This is a genomic window from Variovorax sp. 10L421 (genome assembly GCF_056395365.1).
Genome location: NZ_JBFTJJ010000033.1, coordinates 24,120 through 40,719, shown reverse-complemented (window position 1 = coordinate 40,719; position 16,600 = coordinate 24,120). Strand labels below are relative to the sequence as shown.

Genomic DNA, 16,600 nt, shown 5'->3' with positions numbered 1-16,600 from the left:
CGCCGCTAACACATCGCTCACCTTCGCCTCAGTCTGGCTGCCTAGAGTGCGTTCAGGTCCTGCCACGCGCAGTTCGCGCGTGCCGGGTGACCGGAGACAACCTGTCCTCAGGAGAGCAAGTCATGCGCATTTCTTTCAAGCTACTCGCCGTCGGTTCCTTCGCTGCGCTGGCCGCGATGGGCGCCGTGACCGCATCGGCCGAGACCACCGATGGCTCGGACTTCCATCCGCTGCAGATGAATTCGCCAGAGAATCCCGAAGTCCAGTCCGGCGCGATGGCCGCGGCCCGCCCGGGCGGCACCGAAGCCGTCGGCCAGTCGACCAGCGCACCCGCCATGAACTCGACGCTGCCGGTGGCCGACGTCCAGGCCGGCGCCTATGCGGCGTCGCATGCGACCGGCACCGAGCCGATCGGGCAGTCGACCTCGCTGCCGATGGTGAAGTCGGGCAGCGGCAGCTGAAGTAGAAGCTGCACCGCCGCCACTGACGACGATCAGTCGTCGTTGCCGCTGCTGAGCAGTGCGCGGTAGATCACTGCGCCGATGATGGCGCCCGCGATGGGTGCCGCCCAGAACAGCCACAGTTCCGACACGGCATAGGACGGACCGAACAGGGCCGGCCCGGTGCTGCGTGCCGGATTGACCGAGGTGTTGGTCACCGGGATCGAGATCAGGTGGATCAGTGTGAGGCACAGGCCGATGGCCAGGCCCGCGAAGCCGCCGGCCGCGCGCCGGGCGGTGGACCCGAGGATCACGATCAGGAACACGGCCGTCATCACCACTTCGCACAGCAGCGCGGCCGTCATGCCGTACTTGCCTGGCGAGTGTTCGCCAAAACCGTTGGTGGCGAAGCCGCCGATGTCCGCGCCCGGCTTGCCCGTGGCGATGAGATAGAGCACGCCGGCCGCCGCGATGGCGCCGAGCACCTGCGCCACGATGTAGCCCGCGAGCTGCGAGGCCTTGAAGCGGCCCGCAGCCGCGAGGCCGATCGACACCGCCGGGTTGAAGTGCCCCCCCGAGATCGGGCCCAGTGCATAGGCCCCTGTCACCACCGTGAGGCCGAAGGCAAGAGAGACTCCGAGCAGGCCGATGCCGACACCCGGGAAGGCCGCGGCCAGAACTGCGCTTCCGCAGCCTCCAAGCGTGAGCCAGAAAGTACCAATGAACTCCGCGGACCATTTTTTGTAGGTACTGTGTTCCATAAATTCCATTCTTAAGTTGCGAAAACGCGCAGGGCACGAGCCCAGGCGCGGGCGGATTCTAGGAACGGCCGGAGGGGGCGTCGAGCACGTCTTTTGCACTAGTGCGACCTATTCACGGATGGCTCGGTTTTTGTGCAATTGCGCGATCGCGTTGCGTTTTCGAAAGGCCTTGTCTTCAAGGCGTTCAGAGCGTTACGACGACCTTTCCGAACGCTCCGCGTTCGAGGTGATCGAGCGCAGCGGGCAGAGCGTCGAATCCGTACCGCGCAGCGATCACCGGCTTGAGTGCATTCGCGTCGACGGCGCGCACCAGGTCCTCCAGCGCGCGCCGGTGGCCCACGCCGATGCCCTGCACCGTCACGCGGCCCAGCACCATTGCGTAGAAGGAAGCGCCCAGCGTCTCGCCGCCGAGCATGCCGATGATCGACACGCGCCCGCCCTGCTTCACGGCCTGCAGCGAGCGGTCGAGGTTGGGGCCGCTCGCGAGTTCGAGCACGTGATCCGCGCCGCGCCCGCGGGTGAGCCGGCGCACTTCGGCGGGCCACTCGCCATCGTCGCGCGCCAGCACGTGCGTGGCACCGAGTGCGAGCGCCTGTGCGCGCTTGTCCTCGCTGCCCGTGACCACGATGGCTTGCGCGCCATGCAGCCGCGCGAGTTGCAGTCCGAACAGCGCGACACCGCCGGTGCCGTGGATCAACACGGTCTCGCCGGCGCGCAGCCCACCGGTCTCGGCCAGTGCGAACCACGCTGTGAGGCCCGCGCACGGCAGCGTGCTCGCTTCGGACAGGCTCAGCGTGGTGGGTGCGGCCACGGCCCAGGCCGCGTCGATCAGCACATGCGACGCCAGCATGCCCGGGCCGGGGCCGCCCAACAGCGTGGTGTCGGCGTGCCAGTGGCTGTCGATCCAGCCGCCCCAGAAGGTGTTGACCACGCGGTCGCCCACGGCGAAGCGGGTCACGCCGGGGCCGGCGGCCACCACGGTGCCGGCCATGTCCGAGCCGGGCGTGAAGGGAAGGTCGAGCGACATGCCCATGCCGTCGCGAATCATCAGCAGGTCGCGGTAGTTGAGTGCAACCGCACCGACCTTCACCAGGATCTGGCCCGGGCCCGGCGTGGGCATCGGCGCTTCGGCTTGTGCGAGGTGGGTGCGGCCCAGCCGGGGCAGTTGCCAGCGGCGCAGGGTGTCGGGTTCTTGCATTGAAAGGCTCCACGAATGACAGGGAGCCGTCATGCTATTGAGGATGTGAGGTATCCGGTGGTGGATAATTTTCTCTTCACTGGTGCTTGAAAGTATCCAATGGGACAGCGTCTCCAAGGCATCGAAGAGTTCGTCGCAGCGGTCGAGGCCGGCAGCTTCGCGCTGGCGGCGCAGCGCCTGCATGTCACCCGCTCGGCGGTCGCCAAGAGCATCGCGCGCCTCGAGGCGCGGCTGAACACGCGGCTGTTTCTGCGCACCACGCGCAGCCAGAGCCTCACCGAGGAAGGCCACGGCTACTACGAGCGCTGCCGGCGCGTGCTGGACGAACTCGATGCGGCGCAAGCGCTGACCGATGTGGCGCGCAGCACCGCGACCGGCGTCGTGCGGATCAGCATGCCGGCGATGCTCGGCCGGCTCAAGGTCGGCCCGTTGCTGCTGGCACTGGCGCGGCAACATCCGCAGCTGTCGCTCGAACTCGCGTTCAACGACCGGCGCGTGGACCTCGTGGAAGAGGGGCTCGACCTCGCGATCCGCAGCGGCGAACTGGCCGACAGCGCGGAGCTGGTCGCGCGGCCGGTGGGCACGCAGTGGATGGCACTGTGCGCCGCGCCGGCCTACCTGGCCGAGCGCGGGCGCCCCGCGAACATCGGCGACCTGATGAAGGAACCGCACGAGGCCGTGCTCTATGCGCGCGACGGGCTGGTCTCGTCCTGGCGCTTCCACGATGCCGGGGGTCGGCTCGTCGACCTGACGCCGCCGTCGCGGCTGCGCTGCGACAGCGCCGAAGTGCTGCTCGAGGCCGCCGTCGGCGGCATGGGCCTCGCACGACTGCCGGCCTGGCTCGCGGCCGATGCGCTCGCGGCCGGCACGCTGGTGCGCGTGTTCGACGAGCCGCAGCCCTTCGGCTTCGCGCTGCACGTGATCCGCTCGCGCAGCCGCTACCTGCCGCTGAAGACGCGCGTGGTGACCGACTGGCTGGCCGAGCACCTGCCGCCGCTGCTGGCCGCGCGCTGAACGCCCGCGGGCGCTATCCTGCGCCTTCGAAGAACCACGAGGAGACCCGCGCATGCACCCCATCCGACACATTGCCGCTGCCGCATGCGTTGCGGCAACGGGCCTCCTGGGCGCACCGAACGCCGCGGCGCAGGGCACCGTCAACGCGCTGTGCAGCACCGACGCCGGCTGGTGCGAGGCGGCCGCCACCGCCTTCACGCGCGAGACCGGGATCAAGGTGCAGCAGGCGCACAAGGGCACCGGCGAGATCGGCGCGCAACTGCGCGCGGAAGCCGCCAACCCCAAGACCGACATCTGGTGGGGCGGCACCGGCGACCCGTTCCTGCAGGCGGCCGAGCAGGGCCTGCTCGAACCCTATCGCCCGGCCTACATCAACGACCTGCACGACTGGGCGGTGCGGCAGTACGCGCTGTCGCAGAACATGGTGGGCGGCTTCTACACGAGCGCCATCGGCTTCGGCTTCAACACCGACCTGCTGAAGAAAAAGAAGCTGCGCGAGCCGAAGTGCTGGGCCGATCTGGTCAGGCCCGAGTACAAGGGTGAGATCGAGATCTCGCACCCGGCCTCCAGCGGCACGGCCTACACCATCATTGCGGGCCTGGTGCAGCAGATGGGCGAGGACGCGGCCTTCGAGTACCTGAAGAAGCTGCATCGCAACATCACCAGCTATACCCGCAGCGGGCAGGCGCAGGCGCCCAACGTGGCCAAGGGGGAAGTGGCCATCGGCGTGAGCTTCATCTTCGGCTTCGAGCGCTGGCGCTACGACAAATTTCCCGTGAAGACCGCCGCGCCCTGCGAAGGCACGGGCTACGAGGTCGGCGGCATCGCGCTCGTGAAGGGCGCGCGCAACAAGGAGAACGCAAAGCGCTACTACGACTGGCTCATGAGCCCGGCGGGCCAGGCCATCGGTGGAACCGTCGGCAGCCTGCAGTCGCCGGCCAACAAGACCTTCAAGCCGGACCCCCGCATCCCCTCGATGGCCGACGTGAAGCTCATCAAGTACGACTTCGAGAAATACGGAAAGGCGGCCGAGCGCAAGCGGCTGATCGACCGCTGGACGCGCGAAGTCGAGTCGCAGCCGCGGTAGGCCGTTCGCAGGAGCCTGTTGTTTTCCCGGACACAGGCCCCAGATCACGAATTTGGCGAGCCCGGCCCGATCCTGGCGGCTGGACTTAGAATTTTTTGTTCGATATCTTTTTCCCCCATGGCTGACTCCTCCAACACCAAACTCCCGTTCCAGGCCGAAGTCGCGCAACTGCTGCACCTCGTCACGCATGCGCTCTACTCGAACAAGGAAATCTTCCTGCGCGAGCTGATCTCGAACGCGTCGGACGCATGCGACAAGCTGCGCTTCGAGGCGCTCGACCATCCCGAGCTGTACGAAGACCAGCCCGAGCTCGACGTGCGCCTGTCGTTCGACAAGGCCGCGCGCACGCTCACGATCACCGACAAGGGCATCGGCCTGTCGCGCCAGGAGGCCATCGACAACCTCGGCACCATCGCCAAGAGCGGCACCAAGGACTTCATGAGCCGCCTGAGCGGCGACCAGAAGGCCGACGCGCAGTTGATCGGCCAGTTCGGCGTGGGCTTCTACTCGGGCTTCATCGTGGCCGACAAGATCACGGTCGAATCGCGCCGCGCGGGCCTGCCGGCCGACCAGGGCGTGCGCTGGGCCAGCGGCGGCGCCGGCGACTTCGAGGTGGCCGACATCACGCGCGCCGCGCGCGGCACCAGCATCACGCTGCATCTGCGCGACGACGCCGACGAATACCTCAACGCCTGGAAGATCAAGCAGATCGTCGGCAAGTACTCCGACCACATCTCCCTGCCCATCCTGATGGAAAAGGAAGAGTGGAAAGAGGGCGAGAACGACCAGCCCGGCGACATGGTGAAGACCGGCGAGTGGGAAACCGTCAACAAGGCCAACGCCCTGTGGAGCCGCCCCAAGAAGGACATCACCACCGAGCAGTACGAGGAGTTCTACAAGAGCATCAGCCACGACTACGAGGCACCGCTCGCCTGGAGCCACAACCGCGTGGAAGGCAGCACCGAGTACACGCAGCTGCTCTACATTCCGGCCAAGGCCCCGTTCGACCTCTGGAACCGCGAGAAGAGCGCGGGCGTGAAGCTCTACGTGAAGCGCGTCTTCATCATGGACGACGCCGAGGCGCTGATGCCCAGCTACCTGCGCTTCGTGAAGGGCGTGATCGACTCGGCCGACCTGCCGCTCAACGTGAGCCGCGAACTGCTGCAGGAAAGCCGCGACGTGAAGGCGATCCGCGAAGGCAGCACCAAGCGCGTGCTCGGCATGCTGGAAGACCTGGCGAAGAAGCAGAAGACCGCGCCCGAGAGCAGCGAGGGCAAGATCGACGTGGGCTCGGGCGAATCGGTGCCCGCACCCGAGCCGACCGAGGCAGTGACCGACGTGGTCGACAAGAACGCGCCGACCGCCGCTGAAGCCGCCGTTGCGGCCGCCGACGAATCGGGCAAGTACGCCAAGTTCTACGCCGAGTTCGGCGCCGTGCTCAAGGAAGGCCTGGGCGAAGACTTCGGCAACCGCGACCGCATCGCCAAGCTGCTGCGCTATGCCTCCACCACCACCGATGCGGTGAGCGTGAGCTTCGCCGACTACAAGGCGCGCATGAAGGAAGGCCAGGACGCGATCTACTACATCACGGCCGACACGCTCGCCGCCGCGAAGAACAGCCCGCAGCTCGAGGTCTTCAAGAAGAAGGGCATCGAGGTGCTGCTCATGACCGATCGCGTCGATGAGTGGGCGCTGAACTACCTCAACGAATTCGACGGCACGCCGCTGCAGAGCGTGGCCAAGGGCGCGGTCGACCTCGGCAAGCTGCAGGACGAGTCCGAGAAGAAGGCCGCCGAGGAAGCCGCCGAGTCGTTCAAGCCCATGCTCGAGAAGCTCAAGGAAGCCCTCAAGGACAAGGCCGAGGACGTTCGCGTGACCACGCGCCTGGTCGACTCGCCCGCCTGCCTCGTGGTGCAGGACGGCGGCATGAGCACGCAGCTCGCGCGCATGCTCAAGCAGGCCGGCCAGCCCGCGCCCGAGTTGAAGCCGGTGCTCGAAGTGAACGCCGAGCATCCGCTGGTGAAGAAGCTCGAAGGCTCCTCGCACTTCGACGACCTCGCGAACATCCTGTTCGACCAGGCGCTGCTCGCCGAAGGCGGGCTGCCGGCCGATCCTGCCGCGTACGTGAGGCGCGTCAACGCGCTGCTGGTGTGAACACCCGGCCGCGCGTCCTTCGCGCAGCGGCGGTCGTTCCGGCCGCGCTGCTGTTGCTTCTGACGGGCGGCTGTTCGCACTATCACATCGGCATTCCGCTGGTGCCCGGGCTCTCGCTCGGGCTGGGCGCCACCAAGGACGGCAATTTCTCGGTGGGGCTCAACACCGGCTTCGGTCCGCTCGGCGCCGGCGTGGCCGTCAACAACGGCGGGCAGGTGTCGGGCTCGGCCGGCGTGGGCGTCGGGGTGGGGCCGGTGGGCGCGGGGGTCAGCAAGGGCACGGTGCTCTACGACCCCAAGGCGGCGCCGGCGGGCACCGTGGCGCCGGGCGCGGTGCCCGCCGCACCGGCTCCTGCACCCGCCCAGCCCGTCCAGCCTGTGCCGCCGATCGCGTCCGCTGCGCCCGCCGCAGCGGCCAGGGCGCCTCTCGTCAAGATCGCACGGCCGCCGCCGGAGCCCCAGGCGCCGGCCGTGAACGTCACCTACCGCACGCCGGTCGCTGCGCCAGGCTCGCTGCGCGAAGCAGGCACGCCCGGCAATCCCGTCGCCCCCTGAGGCGCGGCGCGGCAAGGCCTCGAGACCAGCAGGGCCGCCCGAACCCGGCCTAACATCGAGCCGGAGACGCCCCGCCCATGACTCGCCGCCCGCTGCTGCATTTCCTGGCCGTGGCCGCCCTTGCGGCGGCGGCGCTGCCCCGCGCGGCGAAGGCGCAGCCGGCCTATCCCGCCAAGCCCATCCGCTGGATCGTTCCGTACCCCGCCGGGGCCGGGGCCGACATCGTCGCGCGCACCATCGGCACCCAGCTCGCCATCGACGCGGGCCAGCCGGTGACCATCGAGAACCGCGCGGGCGGCAACACCGCGCTTGGCGCTGTCGAGGCCGCGCGCGCGCCGGCCGACGGCTACACGCTGCTGTCGGCCGACAACGGCACGCTGGTGTTCAACCCGGCGCTGTACCGCAACCTCAGCTACAACCCTTCGCGCGACTTTGCGCCCGTCACGCTGCTGGGGCGGCTGCCGATGGTGCTGCTGGTCGGCCCGTCCAGCGGCGTGAAGGACGCGCGGGCCTTCATCGACGATGCGCGGGCCTTTCCCGGCAAGGTCAGCTTCGCCTCGGCCGGCACCGGCAGCCCGCAGCACCTTGCGATGGAGCTGCTCGAGCGGCAGGCCGGGCTGCAGATGGTGCACGTGCCCTACCGCGGTACCGCGCCTGCGCTGGCCGACGTGGCCGGCGGCCAGCTGCCGGTGATGATGTGCGACCTGGCCGCGTCACGCCGCTTCATCCAGAGCGGCAAGCTGCGCGCGCTCGCGGTGGCGCATCCCACGCGCCTCGCGCAACTGCCCGGCGTGCCGACCTTTGCCGAGCTTGGCATGCCGCGGGTGGAGGCCGCCGCGCTCATGGGGCTGGTGGTGCCGGCCAATACGCCGGGCGAGATCGTGGCGCGGCTGCAGCGATCGGTGGCCAGCGCCATCCACAATCCCTCCGTGCAGCGCAAGCTCGCCGAGTTCGGCGTCGAGCCCGTGGGCGACGCACCCGCGCAGTTCGCGGCGCTGCTGCAGGGAGAGTCGGCGCGCTGGCATCCGTTGATCCGCGACCTCAACCTGTCGCTGGACTGAAGCCTGCAAGGCTTGCCCTTTACGCCAGCTTTGCGCAGGCGCGGCGCCTTTCTCACGGCGGGCTAAGAGTCGCTGCCTAGATTGGCGCATCGCACAGAAAAAGGTCGGCGAGACGGCTTGCAAAAGGGCAGGCCGGTCCTCCCGAGGCCCATGACCACTCGCCGGTTCCATCAAGTCATTCTTGCGGACGACTTCTTCCGCTCTCCTGCCAACGGGCTTCAGCACCACGCGGCCAACCGGCGCTTCCTGCGGGGCTTTTTCGACACCGCGCTGGGCCGGCTGGGCCTGCCGGTGCGCGAGATCGCGCCGCTGTCCGACGGCGGCGATATCGACGTCGCGCGCCTCATGAAGAGGCTGGAACTTCCCTGCACCCCGGCCGGCTGGGCGCGCGCCTGCATCGCCGACCTGCTGCCGCTGGCCGGGCGCGAAGGCCTGCCGATGCTCGAACCCGGTTGCCTCGTGATCGGCTGGGGCCTCACGCCCGCGCTGCAGCACTTCATCGACGGCAGCGGTGCGAGCTACCTCGACATCGAGATCGATCCGCGCCGCTTCACGGAGCACCTGCACTTCTGCGCGCGCACCAACGACCCGGCCATCGAGGCAGCGCTGCGGGCGCTCCGCGTGGACGAAGAGCTGTTCTGGAACCACGCGAGCGCGCTCCAGGGCCGCTTCGCGCGCCACGGCATGGCTTCGCTGTTCGATGCGCGCCTGCGCGTGGGGCTGTTCTTCGGCCAGAGCCTGGTCGACCTGTCACTGGTCAGCGGCGGGCGCACCATGCATCCGGCCGGCGTGATCGCGCCGCTGCGCGAACTGGCGAACGGCGTGGACCTGCTGGTCATCAAGCCGCACCCTTACGAACCCGCACTGCACGATCTGGCGCCCATCGCGCGCGCCATTCCCAACGTGGCGTGGACGCAGGGGAACACCTACGCGCTGCTGTCGGCGGCCAACGTGCACTTCGCCGCCAGCCTGTCGTCGAGCGTGCTGACCGAGGCGCGCTACTTCCGCAAGCCCGCCCACGCGCTGATCTGCGCCGACCGCAACGCGGCCGCATTGCTGCCCGCAGCCTGCTCGGACTGGATGCCGGTGGGCGCCGCGCTGGGGTCGATGGACTTCATGGCGGCGGCTTGCGGCATGAGCGGCGTCAACGGCGATGCCGCGCCGAAGCTCTTCCCGGCCTGGCCGGCGGCGGCGATCGATCGCGCCTTCCTGCTGCGCTGGGGCCTCGACGACCAGGCCCACGGCCTGCCGGAAGTGGCCGGGCTGCAGCCGGGCCGCCCCTATCTGTTCCACCCCGGCAGCCCCGCGACGAGCTGGCTGAGCTACGGCTGGTCGGGTTTCGATGGCGAGGGCGCGCGCAGCGAGGGAGAACTGGCCTGCCTCGTCGTGCCGCTGCCCGCGCTGACGCACCCGCAGCCGCACCGCGTCGAGGTGCGCATCGATTACCGCAGCAATGCCAAGGCCACCGGTGTTCACGCCATGTTCGACGGCGTGGTGCTGCCCGGCCAGCGCGTCACGGGCGCGCGGCGGCGCAGCCTGGTGTTCGAGATCCACCCGGTAGCGGGGCGCAAGTGCCTGGTGCTGCAATTCGTCGTCGCCGGCACCGGGCCCGGCGGCAGCGCGCGCCGGGGCGCAGTGCGGCCGGCCTTCACGCTCAGGAAGCTGCAGGTGTCGCTGCGCATGGGCCGGGGCGTGATCTCGGCACCGCCGCAGGCCAGGCCCGCACGGTGGTCCGAGATGTCCCCGGTGCGCGCGATGACGCGTGCATTCCGCGCGCTGGTCGATTCGGCGCGCGGGGTCACCGGGTAGCCGGCGCGCCCGCCAGGCGCAACAGCAGCGCGACCCAATGCTGCAGCCGGTCGATGGCCGCCTGGCGACCCTCGACGGCATGCGATGCATCCGTCGGAGTGGCGCGCAGCTCGCTGGCCGCAGCAGCCACGGCCCGCGCGAACTTCGGGGCATCGCCGCGCCACACCACCGCGCGGTGCGCCAGGCCGAGTTGTGCCGCGCGGCCCGCGTTGATCGCCTGCTCGGGCTGGTCGGTCAGCAGCAGCAGGATCGGCTTGCGGTAGACCGCCGCGATGGACAGCGCCGCCATGCCTGGCGCAGAGACGATGAAGGCGCTGTGCGCGGCCGCCTCGATCCAGCGCTCGTCGCGCGCATGCCAGTGCGGCCGGTGGGCGTAGCCTTCGCCGACGAAGTGCGCGGGCAGGCCCGCGTCGGCGAGGCCCTGTTCGAGGCCGTCGGCCAATGCCGGGTCCCTGAAATGCGGGTTGAGGTACACGGCGGCGGCATGCTCCGCGGCATCGCTCCGGTCCACGGCGTCCACCACCGCGACGGGTGTGGCCAGCCGGTGGCGGCCATGCCCGTCGTGCTGCGGCTCGCCGTACGCGAAGTCGTGCTCGATGCGCGCGAGGCTGCGGTCGATCTGCCACGCCACGATGCCGCCGAACAGCTTCGCGACGGCGTCCGGCATGCGGCCCTTGAAGTTGGTTTCGAGCGCGCGCCGCAGGCTGGCGCCGTACACGTGCACCACCTTGCGCCGCCAGAACGGCAGCCAGCCCATCAGCAGCAGCGCGGGGTGGAAAGAGTCGTTCACCACCAGGTCGGCATCGCGGAAATGCACACGCAGCCGCCACACGTCGCGCAGCATGCGCTCGGGCCGGAACATGTAGTGCGCCACGTTGCGGTCGGTCTCGCGGCGCAGCATGTTCTGCTGCGCGTCGAACTGCACCGCATAGTGGGGCGAAAGCACCGGCGCATCGATGCCGAAGCCGGCGAGGAAGCGCGCGCCTTCGTCGGACGTGGTGAGCACCTGCACCTGCGCGCCGGCCGCGCGCAGCGCATGCGCAAGCAGCTGCGCGCGCATCAGGTGGCCGCGCGCGTCCGCGGTCGCGAGGTAGAGGATGCGCGGCGGCATCGCTCAGGCGTGGTGCCGGACGGGCCGCGCTGCGCCGGGGCGCAGCCGCAGCGCCATGCCGGCGAGCCACATGCCGGCCGCGCCGGTGATGCCGAAGCCGCGCTCGGTGTCGCGCACCTCGCGCATCAGCTGCACGAGCCGCGCCTGCTCGTGCGGCGCCACGCAGCGCTGCAGCGTGCGGCTGCACAGGCGGATGTGGCGATCCTCGTCGGCCAGCACGCGCGACAGCAGCGGGTGCAGCGCATGCTGCGAGCCGATCAGCGCGCAATGGCGCTGCAGGATGCGCGAAGCCATCTGCTCGGCCGCGAGGCCGATGGCATAGGCCGGCACCAGCCCGCCGTGCGCGAAGTGCGGTGCATGGCGGCGAATGAGCGCCTGCCAGCGCGCGAGCTTGCGGCGGCTGAACCAGTCGGGCTGCGGCGCCTCTTCGGGCGATGCGGCGGCCAGCGCACTGCCGCCGCGCTCGACGATGGCTTCGGCGAACAGGCGCGCATGCAATTGCTCGTCGGCCAGGTGCTGGTCGAGCTGGCGCACCAGCCACTCGGGCGGGGCGATGCGCAGCTCGCGCTGCAGCGCCTGCTCGGACGATTCCTCGCCCACGAGGTAGAAGCGCAGCAGCAGCATCTCGCCCGCGTTGCTCGCGTGCAGCTGGCGCAACGCGGCGCGCTTGACGTGGTGCACGAGGCGCGCCTGCAGGGCGGGCCAGCCGCGCAACGAAGGCGGGGCGAGGCAATCGAAGCCGGGCGCGGCGCCGACCGGGTCAGCGGCCATTGGCCCCGGCCTTCGCGGGCTGCTGCTGTTGCTGCCAACCCAGCACCAGCCCGATGAAGCTGTCCTGCAGGAAGGCGCGCGCGGCGGCGTCGGCGCCTGCGAACTCGCGCTGCTGGCCGTCGTAGCGCACGTAGCCCTTGCCGTTGACAGCGCCGAGCACCAGCTTCTCGTTCTTGTGGAAGCCGCGCTGCAGCAGCGGCTGAAGCAGCGACTGCGATTCGAGCCCGTACAGGAACAGGTCGCGCTGCACCACCTGGCGCGGAATCTGGCCGCTCAGGGCTTGCAGCTCCAGTGTCCAGTTGCCCTGCTGCATGGCCTCGGCCAGCTCGCGTCCCTTGGCGCCCGGTGCGCGAAAGCGTGCGCGCGCCACCGACTTCGAGGCCTTGCCCAGGCCGAGGCCGATGGTGATGTCGGCATCCTTTGCGCCATCGGTGCGGTTGTCGTCGACCTGCACCAGCACGTTGGCCAGTCGCGCGGTCAGCGAAGGCCTGGCCAGCGCCGCGACGACCTGGTCGGCCGTGAGCACCACGCGCTCGGCGTTGTTCGCCTCGCTCACGACCACCTGATAGGGGTCGATCCTGATGTCGCTGAACTCGTCGCCGACGGGCGAGTGCGCATGGCTGCTCACCGACCAGTCGCTGCCCGAGCGGCTCAGCAGCGCATGGAAGGTCAGCGGCACGCGCTGACCGTTGCGCGCCTGGCCCGAGCCCTGCAGCAGCACGTCGCCGACGATGGTCTTGCCGGCGTAGCTGCGGGTGTTGGTGAAGCGGATGGTGTGCGCGGCGCTGTCGAGCGCGGCGCGCGTGTCGGGGTCGTCGAGGGCGAGGCGGTTGCAGTCGTTGCCGGCGCCCGCGAGCGCGGCGAAGGGGCAGCCGGCTTCGGACCTGAAATTGAAGACGCCGCGGCCGGTGAAGTCGGCGGCGCTGGCAAGGGTGAAGGCGCCCGCGAGCGCGAGGCCCAGCGTCGCGCGGCGAACGGAAAGCGAAGAGAGGATGTGCATGGTCTTTGGTTGTTGTTCTTCTGGACAGCGGCGATCAGGGCCGGTGATACGAAAGCGCCTGCGCGTCGGCGTTGGTGCGGCCCGTGGTGTGCCAGCCGATGCCGCGCGCGAACGCGCCCAGCATATCGACGGCCGAGAAGCCGAGGATGAGTGCCACGCCCGCCAGCCAGCGCAGTCCGCGCAGCGGCGGCAGGTCTTGGTGGTTCAGCGCCTTCATGCTGAAACCCAGCCGCGTGAACAGCACGCACAGCGGCCCGATCGGCCCGCTCCTGGCGAGCCACTGCCAGCGCGGCGACACATAGCTGCGCAGCAGGTGCGGCGTGAGCGAGTACGTGTCCTGTCCGCGCATCCAGCGCAGCTTGAGCGCCTCGGCGCGCGTGTCGGGCAGGCGATGTTCGGTGTGGGCCGCCGCGGCGTAGTGGATGGGCACGCCCGCCGTCTTCAGCCGCATGCCCAGCACCTGGCAGTGCGCGCGGTACACGCCGTCGAGCGCCTGGTAGCTGTGCTCTTCGAACACGTCGCGGCGGAAGGCCACGTTGTTCGCGTAGAAGTTGCTCGTGGTGCCGGCATGGCCGGCGTTGGGGAAGTACATGAAGTCGATGGTCGTGAGCGCGGTGCCCACCACGTTCGCGGCGTAGCTGGTGCGGCCGGCCACCACGGCGGGGGCATCGGCCCGGGTGAAGGGCAGCAGCATCTGCAGCAGCCAGTCGTCGTCGGGCAGGCAGTCGGCGTCGGCGAACACCACGTGCGAGCAGCGCTGCGCATCGGTGGCCGCGAAGCCGGCGTTCTTGGCGTCGTAGTAGCCGGTGCTCGCGTCGATGCGCACGAAGTCGACCGGGCGGCCCGCGAGCGCGCTCACGGCCTCGCAGGTGGCGGGGCTCAGCCCGTCGTGCGTGATGACCACCTGAGCGAGCGCGCCGAGCGGCAGCTTCTGCTTCGCCAGCAGGGCGACCAGGCGTTGCAGGCTGCTGCCCGCCCTGGCTTCGGCATCGGGTCCGCCGCGCAGGTTGTTGGTCTCCAGCACCAGAGCGCATCGCGCAGCAACTTCATCGGGCATCATCGAATTTTCCTGTCCGGACATTTGTTTTGAAGGCTTGCATCCTGCTTTTATCTCACAACCGCGCCCTCCACCAGCGTCGGGCGCCATGGGCCCGCCCATGAAGGTCAGCATCTTCGGCGCCGGCTACGTGGGCCTGGGCTTCGCCGCCTGCCTGGCCGAAGCGGGCCACGAGGTGCTCTGCGCGGACGCCGACCCGGCGCGCATCGAGGGCCTGCAGCGCGGCCTGATGCCGCTGCACGAGCCCGGTCTGGAGGCGCTGGTCGTCGCCGGCCTGGCCGCCGGAACACTGCGATTCACTGCCGGCGAGCGCGACGCCTGCCTGCACGGCGACGTGCTCTTCATCGTGGTGAACACGCCGGCCGATGCCGATGGGCGGGTCGACCTGCGGCACGTGATCGCGGTGGCGGCCGGCATCGGGCGTCACCGCGACCGAGAGGCGGTGGTCGTGTGCAAGTCGACCGCGCCCGTGGGCACGGCGGCGCAGGTCGAGGCCGTGCTGAACGGCGAGCTTTCGCGGCGCGGTGTTGCGCCTCGCATCGCGGTGGCCGTGAACCCGGAGTTCCTGCGCGAAGGTTCGGCCGTGCGCGACTGCCGGCGGCCCGACCGCGTGGTGATCGGCAGCGAAGACCCCTGGGCCGTCGACCTGCTGACCCGGCTCTACGCACCGTTCGTGCACGACCCCAGGCAGGTGCTCGTGATGGACCGCCGCTCGGCCGAACTGACCAAGTACGCGGCCAATGCGATGCTCGCCACCCGCATCAGCTTCATGAACGAGATGGCGCGCGTGGCCGAGCATGCGGGTGCCGACATCGAGATGGTGCGGCGTGGCATCGGCGCGGACCGCCGCATCGGATCCGACTTCCTGCAGGCCGGCGTGGGCTATGGCGGCTCGTGCCTCGCGAAGGACGTGCGGGCGCTGACGCATGCGGCCGAACGCGACGGCCACGTGCTGCGCATTCTCTCGGCGGTCGAGGCGACGAACCACGCGCAGAAGGGCCGGTTGTTCGATCTGATGGTGCACCACTTCGAAGGCCGCATCGCCGGCAAGACCATCGCCGTGTGGGGCCTGGCCTTCAAGCCCGACACCGACGACATGCGCGACGCGCCCAGCCTCGTGCTGCTGGAGCGCCTGCGGGCGGCCGGCGCGCGCGTGCAGGCCTACGACCCGGCGGCGATGCCGAATGCGCGCAGCCTCGTCGGCGAGCGCGACGATGTGCACTGGTGCGCCACGGCGCAGGAGGCGCTGAGCGGCGCCGACGTGCTGGCGCTCGTCACGGAGTGGCCGGAGTTCCGCCGGCCCGACTTCGCGCGCATTGCGAAGGAGCTGCGCACGCCGGCCATCTTCGACGGCCGGAATCTCTACGACGCGGCCGAGGCCGAAGCCGCGGGCATCGCGTACTACGGCATCGGCCGCGGGCGATCTTCACTGTTGCGTTGAATCGCCCAGGGGAAGGAACGCCTCGCCCGGCGTGAGCGGCGCATGCCGGTAGCTTGCCGGCGTGCGGCTCAGCTTGACCGGCGCACCGATGCCGCGGTAGCCGCCGGGCATCTCGACCACCATCTCGCGGTGCAGCGTGTGCGGGTGCTGGAGCGCGGCATCGACCGGCAGCACCGGCGCGGCGGGCACGCCGGCGGCCATCAGCTGCTCGACGAGCGCGCGGCCGTCGAACACGGCCATTGCCGCTTCGAGCTGCTGCTTGAGTCCGTCGCGGTGCACCGAGCGCGCGCCGGCCGTGCGGTAGAGCGGATCGTCCGCCAGGTCGGGCAGGCCGATGCAGCGGCACAGGCTCGCGAACTGCCGGTCGTTGCCGACCGCGACGAACACGGGGTCGGTGCCGGTGGCCAGTGCGTCGTAGGGATAGATGTTCGGATGCGCATTGCCGGTGCGGCGCGGCTCGGTGCCGTCCATGAACCAGTTGGCGGCGTGCGGATGCAGCAGCGAGAGGCCGCTGTCGTACAGCGCCGCCTCCACGAACTGGCCGCGTCCGCTGCGGTTGCGCTCCTGCAGCGCGAGCAGCACGCCGATCACCGCGTTGAGGCCCGTCACCATGTCGACCACGGGCAGACCCACGCGCAGCGGACCGCCGTCGGCCTCGCCGTTGATGCTCATGATGCCGGTCATGGCCTGCACGGCGGCGTCGTAGCCCGGCAGCGCGCCGAGCGGGCCGTCGGCGCCGAAGCCGGACACGCGGCACCACACGAGGCGCGGGAAGCGTTTCGACAGTTCTTCGTAGCCGATGCCCCAGCGCTCCATGGTGCCGGTCTTGAAGTTCTCGATCAGCACGTCGGCCTCGGCCACCAGAGCGAGCAGTGCGTCGCGGCCTTCTTCGGTCGAGAAGTCGAGGTGCTGCACGCGCTTGTTGCGGTTCAGGCCGTGGTAATACGAAGCCACGCCTTCCTTGAACGGCGGGCCCCAGGTGCGCGTGTCGTCGCCCTGCGGCGGCTCGACTTTGAGCACGTCGGCGCCATGGTCGCCGAGGATCTGGCCGCAGTAGGGGCCGCCGAGGATGCGGGAGATGTCCAAAACTCGGATGCCTGCGAGGGCGCCTTGAGGTTGCGTCATTTCGGTGTTCCTTGGAT

General features: G+C 69.9%; 15 protein-coding genes. 8 read left to right on the top strand and 7 right to left on the bottom strand.

All coding sequences use genetic code 11. The features are described 5' to 3' along the window. Positions 1–122: 122 nt before the first annotated feature. Positions 123–461 carry a hypothetical protein gene (locus AC1DFC_RS27320; RefSeq protein WP_478180381.1) on the top strand — a complete coding sequence of 113 codons (339 nt, stop codon included), beginning with the start codon at positions 123–125 and terminating at the stop codon, positions 459–461. A 32-nt stretch (positions 462–493) separates the two neighbouring features. Here the strand turns inward: AC1DFC_RS27320 and aqpZ are convergent, their stop codons facing one another. Together aqpZ and AC1DFC_RS27310 are read right to left on the bottom strand one after the other, a co-directional pair. Then, the gene (gene aqpZ, locus AC1DFC_RS27315; RefSeq protein ID WP_042674266.1) at positions 494–1,201 is read right to left on the bottom strand and encodes an aquaporin Z; all 708 of its coding nucleotides are present in this window, start codon (positions 1,199–1,201) and stop codon (positions 494–496) included. Between the two features lie 184 nt (positions 1,202–1,385). Further along, positions 1,386–2,399: a zinc-dependent alcohol dehydrogenase family protein gene (locus AC1DFC_RS27310; protein WP_478180380.1), complete on the bottom strand. Its 1,014-nt coding sequence runs from the start codon at positions 2,397–2,399 to the stop codon at positions 1,386–1,388. A 99-nt stretch (positions 2,400–2,498) separates the two neighbouring features. Here AC1DFC_RS27310 and AC1DFC_RS27305 point away from each other — a divergent pair, with 99 nt between their 5' ends. The 6 genes from AC1DFC_RS27305 (at position 2,499) to AC1DFC_RS27280 (ending at position 10,078) form a co-directional block, all read left to right on the top strand. Then, positions 2,499–3,413 (top strand): LysR family transcriptional regulator, encoded by a 915-nt coding sequence (locus tag AC1DFC_RS27305; protein WP_007838060.1) that lies wholly within the window; start codon positions 2,499–2,501, stop codon positions 3,411–3,413. 52 nt (positions 3,414–3,465) lie between these two features. Beyond that, positions 3,466–4,500 carry an ABC transporter substrate-binding protein gene (locus AC1DFC_RS27300; protein WP_413331699.1) on the top strand — a complete coding sequence of 345 codons (1,035 nt, stop codon included), beginning with the start codon at positions 3,466–3,468 and terminating at the stop codon, positions 4,498–4,500. A gap of 117 nt (positions 4,501–4,617) precedes the next feature. Next, a complete protein-coding gene (htpG, locus tag AC1DFC_RS27295; protein WP_413315242.1) occupies positions 4,618–6,654 on the top strand; it encodes a molecular chaperone HtpG in 2,037 nt (678 codons plus the stop codon). After that, a complete protein-coding gene (locus tag AC1DFC_RS27290) occupies positions 6,651–7,208 on the top strand; it encodes a hypothetical protein (protein ID WP_478180379.1) in 558 nt (185 codons plus the stop codon). The genes htpG and AC1DFC_RS27290 overlap by 4 nt, the downstream gene beginning before the upstream one ends. Before the next feature lie 77 nt (positions 7,209–7,285). Further along, positions 7,286–8,269, top strand: coding sequence for a Bug family tripartite tricarboxylate transporter substrate binding protein (locus AC1DFC_RS27285; protein WP_413331696.1), 984 nt, complete (start codon positions 7,286–7,288; stop codon positions 8,267–8,269). Between the two features lie 150 nt (positions 8,270–8,419). Next, positions 8,420–10,078, top strand: a complete 1,659-nt coding sequence (locus tag AC1DFC_RS27280) for a hypothetical protein (protein ID WP_413331693.1) — start codon at positions 8,420–8,422, stop codon at positions 10,076–10,078. On the opposite strand, the gene AC1DFC_RS27275 is transcribed toward AC1DFC_RS27280, so the two are convergent. From AC1DFC_RS27275 to AC1DFC_RS27260, 4 genes are read right to left on the bottom strand one after another with little or no spacing between them, the layout of a single operon-like run. Then, entirely contained in the window at positions 10,068–11,189 is a 1,122-nt protein-coding gene (locus tag AC1DFC_RS27275; protein WP_478180378.1) for a glycosyltransferase family protein, read from the bottom strand. The two genes, AC1DFC_RS27280 and AC1DFC_RS27275, sit on opposite strands and share 11 nt — an antisense overlap. A gap of 3 nt (positions 11,190–11,192) precedes the next feature. Beyond that, a complete protein-coding gene (locus AC1DFC_RS27270; RefSeq protein WP_007838046.1) occupies positions 11,193–11,960 on the bottom strand; it encodes a hypothetical protein in 768 nt (255 codons plus the stop codon). Continuing rightward, complete coding sequence (locus AC1DFC_RS27265) at positions 11,950–12,960, bottom strand: hypothetical protein (protein ID WP_007838044.1); 1,011 nt, start codon at positions 12,958–12,960, stop codon at positions 11,950–11,952. The genes AC1DFC_RS27270 and AC1DFC_RS27265 overlap by 11 nt, the downstream gene beginning before the upstream one ends. Before the next feature lie 34 nt (positions 12,961–12,994). Continuing rightward, positions 12,995–14,020, bottom strand: coding sequence for a glycosyltransferase family 2 protein (locus tag AC1DFC_RS27260; RefSeq protein WP_478180377.1), 1,026 nt, complete (start codon positions 14,018–14,020; stop codon positions 12,995–12,997). A gap of 97 nt (positions 14,021–14,117) precedes the next feature. On the opposite strand from AC1DFC_RS27260, the gene AC1DFC_RS27255 reads away from it, so the two are divergent. Continuing rightward, positions 14,118–15,458 carry a UDP-glucose dehydrogenase family protein gene (locus tag AC1DFC_RS27255; RefSeq protein ID WP_478180376.1) on the top strand — a complete coding sequence of 447 codons (1,341 nt, stop codon included), beginning with the start codon at positions 14,118–14,120 and terminating at the stop codon, positions 15,456–15,458. Here the strand turns inward: AC1DFC_RS27255 and AC1DFC_RS27250 are convergent. Then, positions 15,444–16,583 carry a CaiB/BaiF CoA transferase family protein gene (locus AC1DFC_RS27250; RefSeq protein ID WP_007838038.1) on the bottom strand — a complete coding sequence of 380 codons (1,140 nt, stop codon included), beginning with the start codon at positions 16,581–16,583 and terminating at the stop codon, positions 15,444–15,446. The two genes, AC1DFC_RS27255 and AC1DFC_RS27250, sit on opposite strands and share 15 nt — an antisense overlap. Positions 16,584–16,600: the final 17 nt, after the last annotated feature.